This window comes from Bacillus sp. 0102A (assembly GCF_036765155.1).
GTDB classification, from domain to species: domain Bacteria; phylum Bacillota; class Bacilli; order Bacillales; family Bacillaceae; genus Bacillus; species Bacillus subtilis_G.
This window is the reverse complement of record NZ_JBAIZW010000007.1, coordinates 24109-46305: the sequence shown is the minus strand read 5'-3', so window position 1 is coordinate 46305 and position 22197 is coordinate 24109. Positions and strand designations below refer to the sequence as shown.

Here is a 22197-nt window from a genome sequence, read left to right as displayed (position 1 = left end):
TTATCTGATTGTGATAAGTTAGTATTGAGAATACATTTATCAAAATCCAAAAATGAAGAAAGAAGGTGATCCCATGCCCACTAACAATAAACCCAATCGTTTAATCGCTGAGAAGTCTCCTTATTTACTTCAACACGCTCACAACCCCGTCGACTGGTTCCCTTGGGGAGAAGAAGCCTTCGAAAAAGCAAGACGCGAAAACAAGCCGGTTCTGGTCAGTATCGGTTATTCGACTTGCCATTGGTGCCATGTCTATTAAAGTAACCAAAATAGACAACCAAGGATCATTGAGTACAAATCCCTGTGATTTTTTCAAAGATGGAATGAGAGAGAAGAAATTATCCGTAAGTAGTTGGAGGGATGATTGAAGTATGTTAACAAGAGAAGATATCTTTAAACACGTCAAAGAAAAATACGGTACATCGCCTGATTACCCGTGGAAGAAATACCCACAATATGCTTCTTTGAGACATGAATCAAACAATAAATGGTACGGTCTTATAATGAATGTTCTCCCTGAAAAATTAGGATTAAATGGAAGTGACGAAATAGATATTCTGAATCTAAAATGTCCACCTGAAATAAGTGATAGTTTAAGAAACGGAAAAAATATCCTGACCGGATATCATATGGATAAGGAACATTGGATTTCACTTGTTTTGGAACGTACAGATCCAGAAGGAGAAATTTATTACTTAATCGAGCAGAGCTTTAATTTAACCAAGTAAAGATAAAGAGTGTTCCTGCTAATCAAGCTAGATTAGTGAACACTCCATCATATATATTATGAGTGCTGATTTCTCAAGTATAGCATTTGAAGAACGTAAGTTTTTGAGTCTCGTTTTTTATTCAATATAATTTGAACCTGAATTTTTTTTGTAAAGCAACGTTGTCACAAAATATAGTACGAAACCAAATATATATCCACAATTAATAAAGCATTTTCAACATAAAAATTAATGTTGATGTCAATAATTTCACAAATGCTGCTGTCGAAACTCTGTAGGTGTACAACCTGTTTCACGTTTGAAAAATTTGTTAAAGTGGGTAGGTTCCTTAAAATTGAGTTTTTCCGCAATGTCGCTTATAGAATAGTCAGTATGCATTAGCAACCGTTTCGCTTCAAGGTTAATTCGGGCAGAAATAAAAGCTTTGGCACTTATGCCGACTGCTGCCATAGTTGCTCGATTCAGAGTTTTTTCTGAGCAGTTTAGCCGAATAGCATAATCACTGACATGATTTAACTCAGCAAAGCATTCATCAACGAGTTTTTGGAATTTTGTAAAACGCGGCGATGTGTGAGAGTGAATGTTGTCATGCATCTGTTTTTGTTTATGAAGAATATTGAGCCAAGCCACAAATGCATAAAGTTGGTAACGTAATAACATATGAACATCCTCTTCTTCCCCTTCAACTAACGAGTCTTCAATCATTCGTTCGATTGAAATGATTCCACGACGTAACTCCTCATTATTTAAATTTAATATGTTTGGTAGCCTATCAAAGTCAAGAGCTAGCTTATGCTCATTTAAGGTTGTTGTGTTTGGTAAAAGAAACTCCGAACGAAACAAAATAATCCACCCGTCCCAATTCTCATCATGTCCAAAATTATGAACTTGACCTGGAGATATGGCAAGTAAGGTTCCTGTTCTACAGGAAATCGGCTCAAAATCGATCCATTGTACACACTCCCCTTGAATAACACATATAAGCATATAGAATTCATACCTATAAGTTATATGCATCTTTTCTTTCGGTGTTCGCTGTTTAAGATCAGAGAAAGGAAAGATTTCCAAATCGTATGGATAAGGTATAGCAGGTTGATATTTAATACGTTCTATGTTTACTTTTTGTTTTGCCATTCGAGCCATTGCGTAAACCCTCCTTTATTCTAAAATTACACCAATGTCCGAAAAGTATCATTAAAAGTCTTGATTTAACCTTTATCTATTGTATTCGTTGGACTAAAATGACTATATCACTTCATAGATTCTAAAGAAAATGGGTGTAAAAGAAATAGTTGAAACTGTATTGAATATAGAACGTGCTAATAATAAGTGATGGGATCAAGATAAGAGAATTTGTACCAAGCATCAAAAAACTATTTGACGATTTTTCTTTAGTCTTGTATATGATTTTAAAAAAGAAAGAGGTAAAACGATGAATAATAAGCAAGCTATTATAGACAAAATACTTAAAAATGAAAAAGCAATTAATGAACGTTGGAATAAAGGAGATTATTTTGGCTTTTTAGATTCTTATATTGATGATGTAACTTTTGTTGATCCGAGTATTCCTAGCATGTTTCAGAGTCGTGAAGAGGTTAGAGAACATTTGGAGCCTAATTTTCCATATAAAGAATTTCCGGTTGTAAAATCTGAATATTCTAATGAAAAAGTTGTAGTAAGTGATGGAGAGGATATGGCAGTTTTAACTTATAATCTTCATAACTATGTACAAGGGAAAAATGGAAGGGTATTACCATTACCGCTTTGGCATTGCACACAAGTTTATCAACTTATTCAAGGTGAGTGGAGAATAGTTCATAATCATTGGTCTTTTGCACAAGTACCCGAATTGATGGAAAGTGTACAAGCTATTTTTACTGAATTGGCAAAAGAAGATTAAGTTAAAAAATTGATTTATAAAATTAGTTATAAACAAGTTTGGCTCAGAATGTAAATTTTTGAGCCAAGCTTGTTTATAGTTTTTTCTAATGGATAAGCTAAGCACATTTCAATTAAGTAATGCTTTTGAATGTCATCTCGGTTAGTGACCTCCTGCTCTTCTTCAGTTTAAGGTCTTTAAATAAGCGTATAGGGTTTGGTTAAGCTTTCTTTTGAACCAATAGATTCATCTGTATAAATACTCGAGGCTATACAACCTGGTTTTGGTGCCATGACTCTTAAAATAACCAATAAACAATTCATGTTAAATCATTTCATTTTAATCTTACATATCAAAGCAAACTAAAAAATTATATCCCCTGAGCTAAATCAGAGGATACTTATCCTAAAAAAAGTCATCTAGTAGCAGATTCATTTCTTGATGTTCTTGTTCTAATTTTCCCAAAATTTCTAAACCTGTTTTTATCCTGAATTCAATGGGTTTTAACATACCTAAAACTTCTTGTTTTACTTCGGAACAACCATATTGCATTGATAAGTTTACATTTATTCCAATTTGTCGAGTTAATTTTTCTTCGTTTTTATACTGGTCGAAAAACTCAATTGAATTTTTTAATTTATTATTAAATCTTTCATCGAAATTGAAAAAATTAACGAAAGAGTAAAGTTCATCTAAACTTTGAACCTCTTTTCTCCAATGCCTAACTCCATACCGGTTTTCAAGTTCTGTAAACATTTGGTTATATTCTGGAAATTTGTAATATTCTCTTCTCATGAATGATAATAAAGGAAATAATTTGGAAAATATTCCGGCAGTCATAGTTGATGTTAATTGAAATGAACCATCACGTCTTTTGTTAATCCTGAGCATTAAGAATCTAGTGTTTTCAACAATATAATCAATCATTCCATCAGTTATAACTTGCTCACGTATCTCACTTAGACGTGGAATAAATAGCTGTCTTTCAACCATTGTTCTATTTAAGTCACACAAAATATTTAGAACTTGGTCACTGCTTATTGAATGACCCTTATTATTAACCAGTCTATATAATAGCTTTTTTTGTCTTTCCTCAGGTTGTCTATTTATATATCTGGCTGTAAAGTATTCTTGAAATGAGCGATGCTGATATGTGTATTTCAAACCTTCAAGGTATAATATACATACAGCTTCAATTAAATCATCCGTATAATATTGTGAATTAAATTCTAATCTTTCAATTTTTTTTGCATTATTTATATAATCAGTGAGTTCTTGACTTGAAAATGATAATTTATCTTCAAAATAGCTAAAAGCAGAGATGGCCTCAAGTATCTTAGAAAAGCCATCAGATCCTAAGTTAAAAGCATCCGTTTTTCTATTCCTTTTAAAACCAGGTTTTGTGGCGTCATGTCTTCGATCTAAGACATCGTATGCTTGACCATAAAAAACATGCATTTTATCAGGAATCTCTGCAAATTCATCAAATGTTATTAACATTAAAGTTAATAATAAAGGGTTTGAACAGAAATCATCATGTTTACGGTATAGTGATTCATCTAATGTTCTTAAAAACCTTGACTTAACCTCACCATCATAATATGGAAGTCTTTCAATTAATTGAATAGCTTTTTCTTTACTAAGAGATAGCATATCAAACACAACACAACGATCCCCTCCGATTGATAAACTATCTGATCTTCTTGATGACACCAGAAAGCTATTTTGATAATACTTATTCATTAATATTTCAATTTCTTTAATTATTTTCAGTTGCTTGTTGTCTTCTACTTCATCAAATCCATCGAATAAGAATATATATATACCCGTATCAAGAGATTCTAAAAAATATTTTTTTTCTAATGTGAAACCTAAACTGCTAATTGTTTCATACATACAATCAGTTAAAGATTGCTCTGAATCATTTACATTTCTAAGTGGAATCAAAATAGGAATTTTATTAGTAGTATGTAAAGCGTTGATAAACAAATGTTTAAAAAGTGTTGATTTCCCGCTTCCACCACTTCCTAAGATCATATTATACTTACTAACGTGTAAAATATTATTTATATCTTTGGCCGAAATAATTGTGTCTTCACACTTTAAATCTGTATGAACATAAAAATCATATAAATTAATAGGAACACTCTTGTGAATAAGTGTCTTAACTTTTCCATATCTCTCAGTCGCTCTGTTCAAATATTCTTGGTAAGCATTCTGTGTTTTAATTTTATAATCTGCAACTTTATCTTTACTGAAGTCAAAAACTCTTTTGACGATAGTCTCTAAGTTTTTTTGAACTACATCTACTATAAACTTACTTGAATCTATCGGTGTCTGCTCCATAACCTCTGCTCCTTTTATTTTACAATCCCTTAATGAAAAAGAAATCTTAACCTATAATATAATTATATTACATTTGAAGGTGATATAGCATGGAACAAAAGGAAAGGATCAAACGAGTCGCCCTATATCTTAGAAAATCCCGCAATAACGAAGGCGAAGAGACTGAAGAAACTCTAGCAAAACACAGAAAACGCTTATTAGATATTGCAGAAAAAAACAACTGGGAGATCAAATTGTTTCAAGAAGTTGGCAGTTCAATGGATGAAAATCGACCGGAGTATCAAAAAATGATCTGCGAAATTAAAGAAAACCTTTTTGATGCTGTTTTATCTGTTAACCTTGCACGTGTTACTAGAGACGATGCTGAAACACCTAAATTTATGAGTTTATTAAGACAAGAAGATGTCCTCTTTGTTACCGATAGTGAACGTATCTATGACTTAGAAATCCAAGAAGATTGGCAAGCTTTAAAATTCACCGGGTTCGTAAATAACTGGGAGTACGAAAATATAAAAGCGCAGCTAAGGAAAGGAAAAAAGGATAGTGCAAAGTTAGGCAGGTGGTCAAACGGAACCCCGCCATTTGGTTATATTTATAACCCTTTAGAAAAAAGAGTGGAAATTGATAAAGAACGGGCAAAGGGTGTCAAGTTGGCTTTTCAGTTGGTTTTAGATGGAATGGGTGTCGATAATATCACTATAAATCTAAACCAGTTAGGTTATCGAACTAAAAGAGGGAATTTATTTAGTGGAAAAAGCATTGAAAGAATGATCCGTTCTGAAATTTACAAAGGATGGATAGTTTCCAACCGACTAAAAGGAAGGAATACTCACCAAGGAAAAATAAGACCTAAAGAACAATGGATTATTGTTAAAGATGCAATAAAACCTTGCATTATTGATGAAGAAACGTGGGACATAGCCAATGAAAGATTGACCCTTAGACAAAGCCTTGCCCCAAGAGCAAGAACGGAGACACGGTTTATCGAATTTGATTAAATGTGCCTTATGCGGAAGAACTCATTCAGTGACCATAAGAAAGGATCGAAAACAGAAAAAGGAACTTAAACCTTGCAATAGGAAAGACTCTTTAGGCAACAGATGCTATAACAGAGGTTTAAATTATAATTCTATGATGGATCTTATAATAAACAGAATAAAAATTAGGCGGGAAGAAATAATTGCTGAACTTCAAAATTTAAAAGAAGAATCCCACCCTTTTGATTCTAAAACTACCAAAATACAAATGATTGAAGAACGAATAAGGAAAGTACAAAAAGCGCTGAAAATGCTTCAAATACAATTAGAGGAAGACTTAATTAGTTTAGAAGAATTTAAAGAAAGAAAAAAAATACGTTCACGAGTATTAGATAAGCTTCAATTAGAACTCCAAGAAACAGAAAACATAACACAAGAAGATGAGATAAGAGCAAAAGAAACTCTCGTTGAGCGACTAGATCACTTTCTTAACAATTGGAAACAGCTCGATGATACGAAACTAAATGAAGGATTAACATCATTTATAAGTAAAGTAATATGGCATTATCCTAAAGGTAGCAATAAACCACCATCATTAAATATAGAATGGATAGATTAACGTTGCAAAGATTACTCCAAAATTATATACACAAAAAAAGAGGAGAAAACATATATGTCTAATATGCTTTCTCCTTTATTTTAAGGGTTTTTATAATTTAGGTCTTGATAATTTAAACCTGTTTGTATCCCGTTTTTAAAACAATTAGAAACAATTATCAACAACGTCACCTAAACTAAAGAATTCTAGTACGGCTTTTTGAGTTTCACCTGGTAGTGCCTTAGTAGATACTTTTACGGCTTTTTTTATAGCATTTGTTCTAGAAAGTCCTAGGTTTCTTTGATGTTTATAAGCTGTGATAATTGTTTTTGTCATTGAATTTAGTCCGCCCATTAATTTTGCTGCTTTTTTAACTTTTAAGATCTTTGCCCATGGGATAGCATTTACTGCTATAGCTTTAGCAGCACTAGAAATGCAACTCCATGTACTCAATACTATAAATGGTCCTATACTTTCTTGGACGGTTTTAACAGCAGTCAGGTTTTCTCCATCAGCAACAAATTCATAACCTTCAAATTCGTTCCCTTTATGTACGTTTAACCATTCAACACCGGAGTTTATTCCTTGTTCAGCAACATCCTCTGGCATTTGATCAATTAACTCTAATAGAGGTTCGAGAGTTCTTTTCATGTTTTGAGCCTCTACATTAACTTGCTCAGAAGAAACATCATTAGAACTTTCTTTTGCGTTAGCTATTGGTATTGTTATAGTGGTAAAAATTAGAGAGAAACAGATTACAATGACCAATTGTTTAATGCTTTTCTTCACGATAAAACTCCTTTACAATATTTTTGTAGAATTATTTTCCGATGAAAATAATAACATATTTTTTAAAAAATAGGAGTGTGTTTATGAAAAAAAGTTTATATTTTTTGATACTATTGATCGTTGCAGGCTCGTTTATTGTTAATATTTTTGTAGATAATGAATCTATTTCAACAATAGTTAATATTATTGGACTAATTGCAATTATTATTATGGGCATTGTTTTAAGAATTACTTTTGGTAACTCTTCTGAAAAATAATTCTTTTTAAGATCAAAAGAAAAAAGCATCCTCAATTTTACAAAAATGAATTACAAAAAGATGCATTGTATCCACTCAGTAGCTGTTATATCAATACTTTGTGACTTGACGCCAACATCACGGCAATTCTTTTATAAACAGAAAAAAGAGGAGTAAACACAGGGTTTACTCCTCTAACTTTGTTTCTTTACCTTTGGCTTCTTTATGTTTATTGAACACGAAGGTAAGTTTTTCAGGGATACCCTTTGGGAGTTATCTAAAGGTATAAGTTTATTTATAAATTGGGTTTTATCCGAAATCCCTAAGGATATTAGTTCAAACCCTTCAGATAATGATTTTTTCCCACCTTTTATGAATTTATATGCACACTTTCATGATTGGTCTGTCGGGAAGATTGAAGAATTCAAAGAACTCTTGTGTTTTCAACATTATAAAATTTTAGAACTTTTCGATTCTAGTGAGAATACAGATGAAGTACTTTCAACTCTAATTTTTCTAGGTAAAGATCTTACTTGAAGAGTGATTATAGAGAGTATTAAAGAGATTTATATCAATCAAAACGGCAAACCTCAAGTGAAATTGCACTTTCTTGAAGAAATTAAAAATAAACAATACAATCGAAGAGAATACCGAAACTTAAAATTAGAAATGTCAGAGTAGATTCACCATCAGAAGTTAAGATTTCATTACTAATATTTCCTCTATAATTTGTATAAACTAATTATGAATTAATATAAATCTAATCGAAAGAAGGGGATGGCTTAAGAAATGGGGAAAATATCTTACCCGGATATCATAAGGATAAGGAACATTGGATTTCAGTTGTTTTAGAACGGACAGATCCAGAAGGCGAAACCTATAAATTAATCGAGCTGCGGAGAGTAGTGGGCACTTTCATTTTAGGATATTGTTCTTCACTTTGTCCACAAATGCAACTTAGTCCATCTGGTGTGTGAGTGGGAGAAGAATTTCTACCAACTTCTTATGTGAAAGGATGAATAGTTATGACAAATAACTTAAAACAGAGAAAAATAGTGTTAGATTTAGCAGTTACTTTAGATGGTTTTATTGAAGGGAAAAATGGAGAAGTTGATTGGTGCATTATGGACCCTGATATGGGGTTTACTGATTTCTTAAATCAAATTGATACTATTTTATATGGTAGAAAAAGCTACGATTTATGGGGACAATATATTCCAAAAAATGAAGACCCTGATACAGAAAAGGAAATTTGGAAATTGGTTCATAGTAAAAAGAAATATGTTTTTTCCAGAACACAAAATGAGATTGATAATCAAGCCATATTTATAAATGATAATATTCTTGAAGAAGTAAATAAATTGAAGAAAAAGCCTGGCAAAGACATCTGGCTATATGGTGGAGCGAGTCTCATTACAACTTTTATAAATTTGGGGCTTGTTGATGAATTTAGATTATCTATTCACCCTGTTGTTTTGGGAGAAGGAAAACCGTTGTTTATTGATGTAAAACAGAGGATAAATTTAAAAATGGTGAATACAAGAACATTTTCCTCTGGTGTTGTGCAAATCGTTTATCATTGGAATGGCTAAAAAAATCTTTCCCTCCAAAATATACATTGTGAGGTAACACTCAACAGTTATTTTTCTTATTGAACTAAAGGGGAATCTTCCGGTGATCCCATGCCAAACAAAAGTAAACCCAATAGATTAATCGCTGAGAAGTCTCCTTATTTACTTCAACATGCTCATAACCCTGTGGACTGGTTCCCTTGGGGAGAAGAAGCCTTCGAAAAAGCGAAATGAGAAAACAAGCCGGTTCTGGTCAGCATCGGCTATTCGACTTGTCATTGGTGACAAGACTATTAGAATAACCAAAAATATGGTGAATATAACCCCACATGTTTACTCCACATTATTAGTCATCACTTTCAAAATCATATATTTTCAAATTACTAATATCGATAAACTTTCAACCGATATTTACGATATAAAGATACTATAAAAACTAAAATTTAAAGTTAATTTAAGAATTGTATAGGTAAAAATTCGTTGATTTACCTCGATCTGCATGTTATACATATATAGGAGTTAAATTTTGGAGGGATTAGTTTGAAAGATTTTGTTCTAAAAATTGGAAACTAGGCGTTGCAACAACTTGTGCTGTTACGATATCATTGGGAGTTGTAACACCTTTTGCCAGTGCTTTAACTACAGACAAACTAGAGCTAAACAATCAAAGTTTTGAAGTTAAAGGGACTGTTTTTTCTCAAATGAAAAATGACACAAGTACAGGCTTAGAGGAAAACTCTGATGATCAAAACTCTCAAGATAATAATGATGCTTCTGATGCAAGTATGTCAAAAGCAGAGCTGGATAAGATCATTCAAGAAGTTGCTAACGAATTTGTTGGTGATGCATTGAAAAATGATGATGAATATCTTAATCCAGTTGATAATACTTCTAATTCATATACTAAATCAAAAAACGATATACATACTTCAACAGTAGGCTTTAGTGATATATCATCACCAATTTCTAATACTATTCAGCTGAGTACTACAAGTACTAATTCAATTGTATTGAATCCAAATGCTAAAGTAAGTTCAGGTGATATAAAGGTTGAAAAGGTAGGTTATATTTCTTTAGGGCGGAAATTAATAACGGTATTCGGAAAATCATATGTAAAGAAAAAATTACCTGATGCAATCTATAAAAAGTTTCCTAGTGCATTAAAACGCAAATTTTCACGTGCCCAATGGCTTTCTTTTTGGAACGGAATCGTACTTATGGGTCCATTAGATGAAGTACATGATACAGTAACAGACTATCTTGATAAGTATGTTTGGCATGCAGTAGCTAGTTCTTGTGGATATATTGCACAAGGTGTTGTATATGCAATTCTCTAAAGAAAGTGTTGATTAATTTGAACAAAGAGTCATTTAAATTCATACTAATTTTATTTGCAGTTTTTGCCGTCATTCAGGTGACAAATGAAATTAACTTTACTAACTATTGGTTTATAGACAGACTTATTCAATTTATAATTTGTATTATTGTTTTTTTAGTTTTGACTTATATATTCCCAGTTAAAAAAACAAGTGAACTTAGGATAGAGCTCTATTGAGCTCTATTTTTCATTTTGTAAGATTTGTATTTAAAGTGAGATTATGGGCTATTCAACTCGGCATTGGTGGCCTAGGATAATCAAATCGTAAGGAACTCCATTAAAAGATAACAGAAGCCATTTTAAACGATAATACTATTTGTTCAAACAATACAGTTTAAATTTTATGTCATTCATTTTCTAAAACCTGCAATCCGTAACCATGCGGTAGCAGTTTTTTTATTTGCTTGACTTAGAGTTAACTCTAAATTGTAAACTAACTTTAATTAAATGAGAGGGATGATGTTGTTGTATTCCATTAGTAAAGCTGCTGAACAGGCTAGTATTAGCTCTTATACATTAAGATATTACGAAAAGATTGGGTTACTCCCACCACCAAAACGAAAAAACAGTGGAAGGCGTTTTTATACAGAGACTGATATTCAATTCATGACATTCCTTAAAAGTTTAAAGGAAACAGGTATGTCTTTGGAGGATATTAATGAGTTTGTCAAAGACGGCTGCATTTTGGAAAAAATCAATTCGGATGTTAAATCGTCACAACTCTCCCCATCTATAAATAAACGTATTGAGATTTTAACCAAGCACTTAGAGAAAATGGAAATTAAAAAAAAGGAACTGGAAGAAGTAATTTCTGCTACAAAAGGAAAACTGGATACATATTATTCAATTTTGAAAGAGGAAGTGGAAAACAAATGAAACATTTAAATATATACCTGATGTTACTTGGCTTCTCTATTTTTACAGGAGCTACTTTTAATCTTGCAAAATATACAGTTGGATATTTTTCTCCATCGTCTTCTGCGGGATGGCGTTTCGGTTTAGCTGCTGCGGTGATGCTCATCATTTTGATTTTTACTGAAGGTATAAAGAAGAGTCAATTACGGAAAAACGCCGTTTCATACATTGTTCTTGGAATTATAGGAATCTTTGGATTTAATGCCTTGTTTTTTGTTGGTTTAAAATATACATCTCCCGTTAACGGAGCATTAATAATGGGTCTGAATCCTTTATTAACAGCAATTTTCGCTAGAATTATCTTAAAGGACAAAATGACAAAAAAACAAGTGCTCGGCATATTCTTTGCATTCATCGGTGTATTGCTAGTCATTACACAAGGTTCTATCGAAATCATTAAAACCTTATCAATTTCAGGCGGAGATTTAATAATCTTTACAGGTAACGTTTGTTGGGCACTTTATGGTGTACTTGGACGTCGGTTTGTAAAAGATGGTACTCCGCTATCTACAACCACTTATACGATGGTTATCGGTGCTGTTTGTTTAATAGTTGTTTCCTTATTTACATCCAATCCTGTTTCTTTACCGAACATCCCGATTGGAGTTTGGGGAGCAATTGCTTTTATGGCTTTCTTTACAAGTGTTTTGGGTTACCTATGGTGGAATCAGGGGATTAAGGAGATTGGAGCAAGTAAAACATCTTTATTTTTCAACCTTGTTCCCGTTGTAACGATGATTATTTCATTTGCAATTGGAACACCGATAAAGGTATTTCAAGTTATTGGGGCTGTGTTAGTTATATTAGGGGTTTTAACTGATTCGGGGGTAATACGTATTCCTAAGTACAAAACTAAAGAACAGTCAGCTATATAAAGAAATAGGGATTATTTTTGAGAAAATGTGTTAAGTTAAATATACACTAATTATAGAAAGAAGGTGATCCCATGCCCACTAACAATAAACCCAATAGATTAATCGCTGAGAAGTCTCCTTATTTACTTCAACATGCTCACAATCCTGTTGACTGGCACCCGTGGGGAAAAGAAGCCTTCGAAAAAGCGAAACGCGAAAACAAGCCGGTTCTGGTCAGCATCGGCTATTCGACTTGTCACTGGTGTCACGTCATGGCTCACGAAAGCTTCGAGGACGAGGAAATTGCGCGTCTCCTCAATGAACGGTTTGTGGCGATTAAAGTGGACCGGGAAGAGCGTCCGGATGTGGATTCTGTTTATATGAGAATCTGTCAGCTGATGACCGGGCAGGGCGGCTGGCCGTTGAATGTGTTTATCACGCCTGACCAGAAGCCGTTTTATGCGGGTACATACTTTCCAAAGACGAGTAAATTCAATCGTCCCGGTTTTGTTGATGTGCTTGAGCATCTGTCTGAGACATTTGCAAACGATCGCGAACATGTCGAGGATATTGCGGAGAACGCCGCTAAACATTTGCAGAACAAAACAGCTGCAAAATCAGGCGAAGCCCTTAGCGAGTCAGCGATTCACCGGACATTCCAGCAGCTTGCCAACGGGTTTGATACAATCTACGGGGGTTTCGGGCAGGCGCCGAAATTTCCGATGCCCCATATGCTGATGTATTTGCTTCGTTATCATCACAATACGGGGCAGGAAAATGCTTTATACAACGTGACGAAAACGCTGGACAGCATGGCGAATGGCGGCATTTACGATCATATCGGCTATGGATTTGCCCGCTACTCGACCGATGATGAGTGGCTCGTTCCCCATTTTGAAAAAATGCTATACGACAATGCGCTGCTGTTGACGGCTTATACAGAAGCTTATCAAGTTACGCAAAACAGCCGGTATCAAGAGATTTGCGAACAAATCATCACCTTCATTCAGCGGGAAATGACTCATGAAGACGGAAGCTTTTTCTCCGCTTTAGACGCGGACACAGAAGGAGAAGAAGGAAAGTACTACGTGTGGTCAAAGGAAGAGATTCTGAAAACGCTCGGAGACGATCTCGGAACGCTGTATGGCCGAGTGTATGATATCACTGAAAAAGGGAATTTTGAAAGCAAAAATATTCCGAACCTCATTCACACAAAGCGGGAACAAATCAAGGTTGAATCCGGTTTAACTGAGGAAGAGCTCAGCCTCAAGCTTGAGGACGCAAGACGACAGCTCTTGAAGACACGCGAAGAAAGAACATATCCGCATGTCGATGATAAGGTGCTGACCTCTTGGAACGCGCTGATGATCGCGGGTCTCGCCAAAGCTGCAAAGGTATTCCAGGAACCAAAATATCTCAGATTAGCGGAAGACGCCATCACATTTATTGAAAACCAATTAATCATTGACGGGCGTGTGATGGTTCGGTATCGAGACGGAGAAGTGAAAAACAAAGGCTTTATAGACGATTACGCTTTTCTCCTATGGGCTTATCTGGATCTCTATGAAGCCTCGTTTGATCTTTCTTATTTAGAAAAAGCGAAGAAACTGACAGACGATATGATTCGCTTATTTTGGGATGAGGAGCATGGCGGGTTCTATTTCACCGGACACGATGCAGAAGCTTTAATCGTCCGGGAAAAAGAAGTGTACGACGGGGCGGTCCCTTCCGGAAACAGCGTGGCAGCCGTTCAGCTGCTGCGACTCGGACAGGTCACAGGCGACTTATCACTGATTGAAAAAGCGGAAACGATGTTTTCTGTGTTCAAGCCGGATATCGACGCGTATCCGAGCGGCCATGCTTTCTTTATGCAAAGCGTGTTAAAGCATGTGACGTCTAAAAAAGAAATCGTTATTTTTGGCAGCGCAGACGATCCAGACAGAAAACAATTGATAACTGCGCTTCAAAAAGCCTTTAAGCCGAACGACTCCATTCTGGTGGCAGAGCATCCTGATCAATGCAAAGACATAGCACCATTCACAGCAGACTACCGCATCATAGACGGCAAAACAACCGTGTATATTTGCGAAAACTTCGCCTGCCAGCAGCCGACAACAAATATCGAAGAAACCATCCAAACATTAATAAGCAGCAGGGATTAAGCCCCTTGCTGCTTACTTTGTGATTTCTTATGGTACCATAACGCGATTCCCGCAAAAACAAGATTGACCGCTATCGTAAATAAAGCCTCCCACATCGGGTTCCCCCGCGTAACCGTAAATAATGAAGGAATTCCTCCATACACACTGTTTTTTTCTGTAATAAACATACACAAAAACATATTATTCGCGGTATGGGCGCCAAGTGATATTTCAATACTGCCTGTTTTAATCGTGTAATAGGTCCACACAAAACCAAATGTTAAATACTCAATTCCTACCCAGACAGCGCCATTGTTCATTTCTGGATTCGCAAAATGCAGTGCGCCAAACAAGCCTCCGACAATCAATGTCAAGATAAGAGGATTTTTCGTCACTCTCCCGAAAGCTTGAAGCAAAAATCCTCTGAAAAACAGTTCCTCAGCTGACGTTTGAAACGGAACCAAAATGAGAGCCGCCGCCACTAGCCAGATAAACCGTGAAGGATCAACATCTTGCATTGAGTAGCTGTCAGGATGAATCGCAAAGTCAATCAATTGTACGGCGATCATCAGCAAGAAATAAGCAATAAAGCCAAAGGAAATTCTCCGCCAATTGATCTTAGCGTTTGGCGTAATGACCGATCGAAACGGCCGTTTCAGAATAAAGCGCACAGCCAGCCATACTCCCGGAATCGCAAATAAATAAATGACATGAGCCAAATATAGATCGACCAGAGGATCACTCAGCACAGCTTCATCCAAATCAAACGTGATATCGGGATTCACAATAACCGTGAACAGTATAGCGAAAAGGTAAGCAATATTCCCGAATACATATAAACCTACCATCACCAAAAAGGCGAAAAAATATCTCCACAACGTATTGTTTCCTTCTAATGGACGGATAAATGAATTCATTCCTTCTATGTCTCTTCCTTTCAATGAGAATATTCCTATATATTTGCATAAATTGGTCTTCAAATCTACTGTTTTAGAAATCTTTTAAGCAAAATGAAAATAAAGAGTGCGAATTTAGTTCTTTCATCTAGTGATTTGAACTCTGTCGCCAATGAATCAAGATACTTATAATAATTCCAAGAGGGGAATTTTCAGTTTTTTCTTACTAATCAAAAGGGGGTTTTTTATGAATACGATCTTCAAACAGAAGAACACACATCCTTTCTCCAACGCAGCGAATCGTTTAGACCGCCTTCCGATTTCTCGCGTTCACTTTCAAGTATTAACCGCTCTCGGCATTGTTTATTTCTTTGACCTTGCAGATTTATTTACCCTTAGCAATGTAGCGCCGGCACTAATCGAACATTGGGGCATCCCGCTTTCAACCATTGCCAATATAACGGCGGCTTCATTTTTAGGCATGTTTTTAGGCGCATCGCTGGGAGGAAGGCTGTCAGATCGAATCGGCCGCAAAAAAGCCTTACATCTATTTGTGTTTGTTTTCTCAATCGCATCGCTATGCAATGCCGTGGCATGGGATATCCCGTCTTTAATGACATTCCGTTTTCTCACCGGATTTGGTGTCGCAGCCGCCATGGTGATTACCAATAGCTATTTGGCGGAATTTTTTCCTTCCAGTGTCCGCGGGAAATATATTTCTTTCTGCGCCATGATTGGATTGGTCGGCGTTCCGATCACCAATATTGTGTCTGCCTTTGTCATTCCGCTCGGCTCATGGGGATGGAGGCTTGTATTTGTATGGGGTGCCGTCGGCCTTATTTATTTTTTCTTTATCCGCCGTCTGGAAGAGTCACCTCGCTGGCACGAAAATCGCGGTGAATATGCGAAAGCCGATGCGATCCTCAACAGAATTGAGGCGCAGGTTGAACAAGAGAAAGGCCCGCTTCAGGAACCAGCTCAGCCTAAAGCAAACAGTGCCGTTCAGCAGCATGCCGGTTACGCAGGTTTATTGAAAGGAAGAAACCTCAAAATCACCATCGTTTTATCTGCTGTATGGATTTTTGAAACGTTTGGATTTTACGGATTTGCCTCATGGGTCCCAAGCCTCTTAAAAAGCAACGGCGTCTCCATGGAAAATACATTGTGGTATAACGTACTGCACTCCGTCGGCGCTCCGCTTGGCGCATTGCTTGGTTCGATGATTTCTGAAACATTTCAGAGAAAATGGATTTTAGCCGCCAGCGCGTTTCTGACAGCCATCGCCGGTCTCTTATATGGCATGACTTTTATTCCGATCATGATTATTGTGTTTGGTTTTATTGTGAATATCACGGAACGGGTTTTCACCTCGAACTTATACGCTTATACGTCAGAACCTTATCCGACTGAATACCGCTCATCTGGCAGCGGTTTAGCCTATGGCCTCGGCCGCTTTTCAAACATTTTCGGCTCATTGCTCGTCGGATTTATCGCCGTTCAGCTCGGCTATGTCAGCGTCTTTTTATTTATCGGCGGCTGCTGGCTCGCATGCTCCTTACTGTTAATCTGCTTCGGCCCTAAAACGAATGCGAAACAGATTTGAAAAAAGTCAGTGCGGACCTGCCGCACTGATCTCATTACAATTCCTTCAACATCCTCGCAGGGTTTCCGCCTACAACAGTATTAGCAGGTACATCCTTAGTCACAACAGCCGTTATCACCAATCGTCACTCCCGGGTTAATCACCGCCCGGCCTCCGATCCAAACATGATCTCCAATGGTCACAGGCTTACCGAACTCCTGGCCGGACTTTCTTTCAATCGGATCAAGCGGATGACCGGCCGTATAGATATGTACCCCTGGCGCAATCAAACAGTGACATCCGATACCCACCTCACACACATCTAAAATAACACAGTCAAAATTAACAAATGTATGATCTCCAATATGAATGTGATAGCCATAATCACAGCGAAATGTCGGCAAAATCCTGACTTGATCACCAAGCGAGCCGAGCAGCTCCTTCAAAAGCTCCGTCCGCACTGCATCATCTTCTGGTGTTTCGTTATATTGTCTACTCAACTGTCTCGCATGTTTGCGTTCAAGTAGTAGTTGTTGATCTTCCGGATTATATAGTTCTCCGGCTGCCATTTTTTCTTTTTCTGTCCTCAGCATTCAAGCCACTCCATGTCAGATTGTAATCTCAATCAAATTTCCTTCATCATCTTCAATCACACTTTCATAGTAGCCGTCTCCTGTTGTCCTCGGGCCGTTTAATACGGCAAAACCATCCTTCTTCAATTGATCGGTCAGTTCATCAACCTTCTCCCGGCTTCCAACGGAAAAAGCAATGTGCGCCCAACCTGTCATTGTTTGTGAAGGCGGATCAGTCACACTTCCTTTTTTCATGATTTCCAGCCTTGCTCCGGAATCAAACGTCATAAAATAAGACTTAAAATCCTTTTTCTCATTATGATACAAATCATTCGCTTTGCCATTAAAATACGTTTCATAAAAGGATTTCATTCGCTCTAAATCATTGACCCAGATCGCTGTATGCTCAATCCGCATTTCTTCCTCCTCCTCCATCTTCACCTTCAATGAAGTTATAAAGTATGAAATGCATTTCAGTTCAAGCTTTTTTCTCGAATTGATGCTGAATTTTAGTATCAACCGGTTCATCCTGCAAGAATAGGGAGAATGCTGCGATGCCGAGCTGCTCAAGATTCAAATCTAGCGACGGAAAGCCAAGAACTCGGCTGATAGAAGAATTCCCCTCGCCAATGATTTCAACATCCCATTTATTCTTTTGGGCAAATACATGGATTCCAGCTGCCACTTCATCACTATTTGCGTAAATAGCAGTCGGAATCTGCCCGCTCGTATAAAAGTGCTGTGCAGCCCGCTCACCGTCATTCATATCGTTGCATCCTGACAGCATATGACGGTCTTCCAGCCTCCCGCAGACGGCTTTATAGGCCGCAGCTTTATCAGCCGTGCTCGGGCTCCTGCCGGCATCTCTGACGCACGTAAAAGCGATATTCTTATGTCCCCGGCTCTTTAGATAGCGGAAGCTCTCTGCATACGCAGCTTTTCTGTCATTGTACGCACATGGGACATCAATCTCTCCGGTATCCTCACATGCAATGATCGGCCCATACTCCTGATAAGCGATAATGCTGTCCCAGTCATTGGCGCGAGATGTAATGATGAGACCATCTATTTTCTTCGTTCTTAACAATTCTAGATATTTGATTTCAAAAGCGGAGTTGTAATCGGTGGGGAGGAGGGTTGTTGCATACTCATGCTGAAAGGCCGCCTTGGTGATCCCGTTTACAATTTTATCAAAGCAGGGATGATCGCTATAAGGCAGAATCACACCAATAGTATGGGTTTTCCCGCGAATGAGATCGATTGCGGTTCGATTTGGTATGTAATCTAATTCCTTTATGACTTGATGAACAAGTTTTCTCTTTTCTTCAGACACATAAGGATGATGATTCAATACACGTGAAACAGTCGAAACAGATACATTTGCGAGTCTTGCAATCTCTTTTATGTTTGCCATCTCTTTCTCCTTTTTTCATATAAAAAAGCAGTAAGTGTAAATTCCTTACTGCCATCTCATCATATATTGATCATAAGTTCAACAGGACAATGGTCGGAACCCATGACGTCCGCTGATATGCAGGCATCCCCAATCTGTCCCTTCAGCCTTTCGGAAACAACAAAATAATCGAGACGCCATCCGATATTTCTTTCCCGGGCGCCGGCGCGATACGACCACCAGGAATAAGCGCCTTCAAGATTAGGATAGACATGACGGAATGAGTCAATAAATCCAGCTTCTAAGAAACGAGTGAATGCCCCTCTTTCTTGATCAGAAAATCCAGCGTTATTCCGATTCACTTTTGGATTTTTCAAATCGATCTCCTGATGAGCTACATTCAAATCGCCGCATAAAATGACCGGTTTTTTCTTATCCAATTCAAGAATATAAGATAATAAAGCCTCTTCCCATTGCATTCGATAATCGATCCGCTCCAAACCCCTTTTAGAATTGGGCGTGTAAACGGTCATTACAAACATGTTTTCAAATTCCAGCGTAATCACTCTGCCTTCTTGATCATGCTCTTCCTTTCCGATACCGTACATAACCCGCAGCGGCTCTTTTTTTGAAAAAACAGCCGTGCCGGAATATCCTTTTTTCACTGCGTAATTCCAATACACATGATAGCCTTCAGGCTGAAGATCGACCTGGCCGTCCTGTATCTTTGTTTCCTGAAGACATATAATATCTGCATCCTCTTCTTTCAGATAAGAGAGGAAATCCATCTTTCTCATAACAGCCCGCAGGCCGTTTACATTCCAAGAAATCAGCTTCATGTTTCATCCCCCTATAAAAAAGAGCAAGAACCCGAAGGTCCTTGCTCTTTACGTATCAGCTTACTCACCAGTTACGTATGGAAGTAAAGCCATTTGACGAGCGCGTTTGATCGCTGCAGTCAATTTACGTTGGTATTTAGCGTTTGTTCCAGTTACACGACGTGGTAAAATTTTACCGCGCTCAGAAACAAACTTTCTAAGAAGATCTACATCTTTGTAGTCGATGTGCGTGATACCGTTAGAAGTGAAATAACACACTTTACGGCGTTTCGCACGACCGCCTCTGCGTCCTCCTGCCATTGTCATTTCCCTCCTTTCTGTTTTAGATTAAGCGATATTCTCATTAGAATGGAAGATCATCATCCGAGATGTCAATCGGTTTGCCGTCGTTGGCAAACGGGTCATCATTAAAGCTATTTCCCTGATTGCGTCTCTGGTTGTTGTTCTGATTTCCCCCGAATGGATTATCATTTTGGCCTCCGCCAAAGTACTGGCCTCCGCCGCTGTTTCCTTCGTTGTATCCACCTGAACCAGAACCGCCGCCGCTTTTAGGCTCAAGAAACTGAACACTTTCAGCTTGAACTTCGGTCACGAAGACACGTTGTCCTTGCTGGTTTTCATAGTTTCTTGTTTGTAAACGGCCATCTACGCCTGCAAGGCTTCCTTTTTTCAGGAAGTTTGCAACGTTTTCAGCTTGTCTTCTCCAAGTGACACAATTAATGAAATCGGCTTCACGTTCTCCGGACTGGTTCGTAAACGTACGATTCACAGCAAGAGTAAACGTGGCAACAGCCGCACCGTTTGGCGTATAACGAAGCTCTGGGTCTTTTGTCAGTCTTCCGACTAATACAACTCGGTTAAGCATAAGAAAGACCACCTTTTACCATTATATATTTCAAAATTGCTTATTCTTCTTCTTTAACAACAATGTGGCGAATGATATCGTCACTGATCTTAGCTAGACGGTCAAATTCTTGAACTGCCGCAGCATCAGCTTGAACGTTTAAGATTTGGTAGAAACCGTCGCGGAAATCGTTGATTTCGTAAGCAAGACGACGTTTACCCCAATCCTTTGTTCCAGTGATCTCCGCACCGTTAGAAGTCAGAACGTTGTTGAAACGCTCGATAACTGCTTTTTTAGACTCATCGTCAATGTTTGGGCGGATAATGTACATAACTTCGTACTTTCTCATCTGTTTGCACCTCCTTTTGGACTAAGCGGCCCATAATGGGCAAGGAGCAATAATTCTATTACTCACAATTTTATATTATACCAAAGCTCTTGTCCCTTTACAACTGCATCCTATACATTAAATCGGAAATGAATAACATCCCCGTCTTGGACCACATATTCTTTCCCTTCGAGACGGACTTTTCCTGCTTCTTTGGCTCCTGCCATGCCGCCGCCCGCAAGAAGATCCTCATAAGCAACAGTTTCAGCACGAATGAAGCCTCGCTCAAAGTCACTATGAATAACTCCTGCACACTCAGGGGCTTTCATGCCTTTTTTGAATGTCCAAGCTCTGACTTCCTGTTCTCCGGCTGTGAAATATGTTGCAAGGCCAAGCAGAGAGTAAGACGCTTTGATCAGCTGATCCAGACCTGATTCTTCAATGCCCAACTCTTCAAGGAACATTTGCTTTTCTTCGCCTTCAAGCTCGGCGATTTCGGATTCAATCTTCGCACAAACGACAATGACTTCGGCGTTTTCGCCGGCAGCGTATTCACGAATCTTCGCTACATTTTCATTGCCAGACGGGTCAGCCACTTCCTCTTCACTTACGTTCGCCACATACAAGATAGGCTTCGAAGTCAGTAAATGAAGCTGCTTTACAAGCTTTTGCTGCTCTTCAGTAAACTCAACAGAACGAGCAGGTTTTTCATTCTCAAACGCTTCTTTCAGTTTAGACAGAATCTCAAACTCAAATACAGCGTCTTTATCTTTTTGCTTTGCAAGTTTGCTGACGCGTGTAATCCGCTTTTCAACCGTCTCCATATCAGCAAGGATCAGCTCAAGGTTGATTGTTTCAATATCATCAATCGGATCAACTTTTCCGGAAACGTGTGTAATGTTGTCATCAGAAAAAGCACGGACAACGTGGCAAATCGCGTCAACCTGTCGAATATGAGAAAGAAATTTGTTACCGAGTCCTTCTCCTTTAGACGCGCCTTTTACGATCCCTGCAATATCAGTGAATTCAAAAGCAGTCGGCACAGTCTTCTTCGGTTTGACCAGCTCAGTCAGCTTTTGCAGACGATCATCCGGTACTTCTACAATTCCCACATTCGGATCAATCGTACAGAACGGGTAGTTGGCTGATTCGGCACCGGCCTGTGTAATTGCGTTAAATAATGTTGATTTCCCAACGTTCGGCAAACCGACAATTCCAGCTGTTAAAGCCATTCTTTCATCTCCTCTATATAAAACCGTCATTGTATAAACGTATTTTGAACCTAGAGCAATTATAAGGAGGTTCACTGGAAAAGACAAGCTGACAAAAAA

At 37.6% G+C, this 22197-nt stretch carries 22 protein-coding genes and 4 pseudogenes; 14 read left to right on the top strand and 12 right to left on the bottom strand.

Annotation, left to right across the window (positions count from 1 at the left end; all coding sequences use genetic code 11):
- Window positions 1-73: 73 nt before the first annotated feature.
- A pseudogene (locus V6D41_RS15930) lies at window positions 74-253 on the top strand (DUF255 domain-containing protein); the annotation flags it as partial.
- A gap of 118 nt (window positions 254-371) precedes the next feature.
- Window positions 372-728, top strand: coding sequence for an MmcQ/YjbR family DNA-binding protein (locus V6D41_RS15925; protein ID WP_333518865.1), 357 nt, complete (start codon window positions 372-374; stop codon window positions 726-728).
- A 249-nt stretch (window positions 729-977) separates the two neighbouring features.
- Here the strand turns inward: V6D41_RS15925 and V6D41_RS15920 are convergent, their stop codons facing one another.
- Window positions 978-1871 carry an AraC family transcriptional regulator gene (locus V6D41_RS15920; RefSeq protein WP_333518864.1) on the bottom strand — a complete coding sequence of 298 codons (894 nt, stop codon included), beginning with the start codon at window positions 1869-1871 and terminating at the stop codon, window positions 978-980.
- A 289-nt stretch (window positions 1872-2160) separates the two neighbouring features.
- On the opposite strand from V6D41_RS15920, the gene V6D41_RS15915 reads away from it, so the two are divergent.
- Window positions 2161-2628, top strand: coding sequence for a YybH family protein (locus V6D41_RS15915; protein ID WP_333518863.1), 468 nt, complete (start codon window positions 2161-2163; stop codon window positions 2626-2628).
- 384 nt (window positions 2629-3012) lie between these two features.
- Here V6D41_RS15915 and V6D41_RS15910 read toward each other — a convergent pair whose 3' ends face one another.
- Window positions 3013-4953 carry an NACHT domain-containing protein gene (locus V6D41_RS15910; protein ID WP_333518862.1) on the bottom strand — a complete coding sequence of 647 codons (1941 nt, stop codon included), beginning with the start codon at window positions 4951-4953 and terminating at the stop codon, window positions 3013-3015.
- 89 nt (window positions 4954-5042) lie between these two features.
- On the opposite strand from V6D41_RS15910, the gene V6D41_RS15905 reads away from it, so the two are divergent.
- Window positions 5043-5951 carry a recombinase family protein gene (locus V6D41_RS15905; RefSeq protein ID WP_333518861.1) on the top strand — a complete coding sequence of 303 codons (909 nt, stop codon included), beginning with the start codon at window positions 5043-5045 and terminating at the stop codon, window positions 5949-5951.
- A gap of 28 nt (window positions 5952-5979) precedes the next feature.
- Complete coding sequence (locus V6D41_RS15900) at window positions 5980-6549, top strand: hypothetical protein (protein WP_333518860.1); 570 nt, start codon at window positions 5980-5982, stop codon at window positions 6547-6549.
- Between the two features lie 144 nt (window positions 6550-6693).
- On the opposite strand, the gene V6D41_RS15895 is transcribed toward V6D41_RS15900, so the two are convergent.
- Window positions 6694-7317 carry a hypothetical protein gene (locus V6D41_RS15895; RefSeq protein WP_014662887.1) on the bottom strand — a complete coding sequence of 208 codons (624 nt, stop codon included), beginning with the start codon at window positions 7315-7317 and terminating at the stop codon, window positions 6694-6696.
- A gap of 83 nt (window positions 7318-7400) precedes the next feature.
- On the opposite strand from V6D41_RS15895, the gene V6D41_RS15890 reads away from it, so the two are divergent.
- The 8 genes and pseudogenes from V6D41_RS15890 to V6D41_RS15850 all read left to right on the top strand — a co-directional run bounded on the left by V6D41_RS15890 (window position 7401) and on the right by V6D41_RS15850 (window position 14433).
- Window positions 7401-7574, top strand: coding sequence for a hypothetical protein (locus V6D41_RS15890; RefSeq protein WP_187441521.1), 174 nt, complete (start codon window positions 7401-7403; stop codon window positions 7572-7574).
- Window positions 7575-8329: 755 nt separating this feature from the next.
- Window positions 8330-8530, top strand: a pseudogene (locus V6D41_RS15885) (hypothetical protein); the annotation flags it as partial.
- Window positions 8531-8578: 48 nt separating this feature from the next.
- The gene (locus tag V6D41_RS15880; RefSeq protein ID WP_333518859.1) at window positions 8579-9145 is read left to right on the top strand and encodes a dihydrofolate reductase family protein; all 567 of its coding nucleotides are present in this window, start codon (window positions 8579-8581) and stop codon (window positions 9143-9145) included.
- Between the two features lie 90 nt (window positions 9146-9235).
- Window positions 9236-9355: pseudogene (locus V6D41_RS15875) on the top strand (DUF255 domain-containing protein); the annotation flags it as partial.
- A 374-nt stretch (window positions 9356-9729) separates the two neighbouring features.
- Window positions 9730-10461 (top strand): hypothetical protein, encoded by a 732-nt coding sequence (locus V6D41_RS15870; RefSeq protein ID WP_333518858.1) that lies wholly within the window; start codon window positions 9730-9732, stop codon window positions 10459-10461.
- 500 nt (window positions 10462-10961) lie between these two features.
- The gene (locus V6D41_RS15860) at window positions 10962-11378 is read left to right on the top strand and encodes a MerR family transcriptional regulator (protein ID WP_333518857.1); all 417 of its coding nucleotides are present in this window, start codon (window positions 10962-10964) and stop codon (window positions 11376-11378) included.
- Window positions 11375-12292: a DMT family transporter gene (locus tag V6D41_RS15855; RefSeq protein ID WP_333518856.1), complete on the top strand. Its 918-nt coding sequence runs from the start codon at window positions 11375-11377 to the stop codon at window positions 12290-12292. The genes V6D41_RS15860 and V6D41_RS15855 overlap by 4 nt, the downstream gene beginning before the upstream one ends.
- 71 nt (window positions 12293-12363) lie before the next feature.
- Window positions 12364-14433 (top strand): thioredoxin domain-containing protein, encoded by a 2070-nt coding sequence (locus V6D41_RS15850; RefSeq protein WP_333518855.1) that lies wholly within the window; start codon window positions 12364-12366, stop codon window positions 14431-14433.
- On the opposite strand, the gene V6D41_RS15845 is transcribed toward V6D41_RS15850, so the two are convergent.
- Window positions 14430-15329 (bottom strand): CPBP family intramembrane glutamic endopeptidase, encoded by a 900-nt coding sequence (locus V6D41_RS15845; RefSeq protein ID WP_333519051.1) that lies wholly within the window; start codon window positions 15327-15329, stop codon window positions 14430-14432. The genes V6D41_RS15850 and V6D41_RS15845 overlap by 4 nt on opposite strands.
- 226 nt (window positions 15330-15555) lie before the next feature.
- On the opposite strand from V6D41_RS15845, the gene V6D41_RS15840 reads away from it, so the two are divergent.
- Complete coding sequence (locus V6D41_RS15840; RefSeq protein ID WP_333518854.1) at window positions 15556-16911, top strand: MFS transporter; 1356 nt, start codon at window positions 15556-15558, stop codon at window positions 16909-16911.
- A gap of 34 nt (window positions 16912-16945) precedes the next feature.
- Here the strand turns inward: V6D41_RS15840 and V6D41_RS15835 are convergent.
- The 8 genes and pseudogenes from V6D41_RS15835 to ychF form a co-directional block, all read right to left on the bottom strand.
- Window positions 16946-17483: pseudogene (locus V6D41_RS15835) on the bottom strand (sugar O-acetyltransferase).
- Between the two features lie 15 nt (window positions 17484-17498).
- Window positions 17499-17879: a VOC family protein gene (locus V6D41_RS15830; RefSeq protein ID WP_333518853.1), complete on the bottom strand. Its 381-nt coding sequence runs from the start codon at window positions 17877-17879 to the stop codon at window positions 17499-17501.
- A 61-nt stretch (window positions 17880-17940) separates the two neighbouring features.
- Window positions 17941-18876 (bottom strand): LacI family DNA-binding transcriptional regulator, encoded by a 936-nt coding sequence (locus V6D41_RS15825; protein WP_333518852.1) that lies wholly within the window; start codon window positions 18874-18876, stop codon window positions 17941-17943.
- A 59-nt stretch (window positions 18877-18935) separates the two neighbouring features.
- A complete protein-coding gene (gene xth / locus V6D41_RS15820) occupies window positions 18936-19694 on the bottom strand; it encodes an exodeoxyribonuclease III (protein ID WP_333518851.1) in 759 nt (252 codons plus the stop codon).
- 60 nt (window positions 19695-19754) lie between these two features.
- Window positions 19755-19994, bottom strand: coding sequence for a 30S ribosomal protein S18 (rpsR, locus tag V6D41_RS15815; protein ID WP_010332656.1), 240 nt, complete (start codon window positions 19992-19994; stop codon window positions 19755-19757).
- 43 nt (window positions 19995-20037) lie between these two features.
- Window positions 20038-20559 (bottom strand): single-stranded DNA-binding protein SsbA, encoded by a 522-nt coding sequence (gene ssbA / locus V6D41_RS15810; RefSeq protein WP_039074877.1) that lies wholly within the window; start codon window positions 20557-20559, stop codon window positions 20038-20040.
- Window positions 20560-20599: 40 nt separating this feature from the next.
- A complete protein-coding gene (gene rpsF, locus V6D41_RS15805; protein WP_014115888.1) occupies window positions 20600-20887 on the bottom strand; it encodes a 30S ribosomal protein S6 in 288 nt (95 codons plus the stop codon).
- A gap of 110 nt (window positions 20888-20997) precedes the next feature.
- The gene (gene ychF, locus V6D41_RS15800) at window positions 20998-22098 is read right to left on the bottom strand and encodes a redox-regulated ATPase YchF (RefSeq protein ID WP_333518850.1); all 1101 of its coding nucleotides are present in this window, start codon (window positions 22096-22098) and stop codon (window positions 20998-21000) included.
- Window positions 22099-22197: the final 99 nt, after the last annotated feature.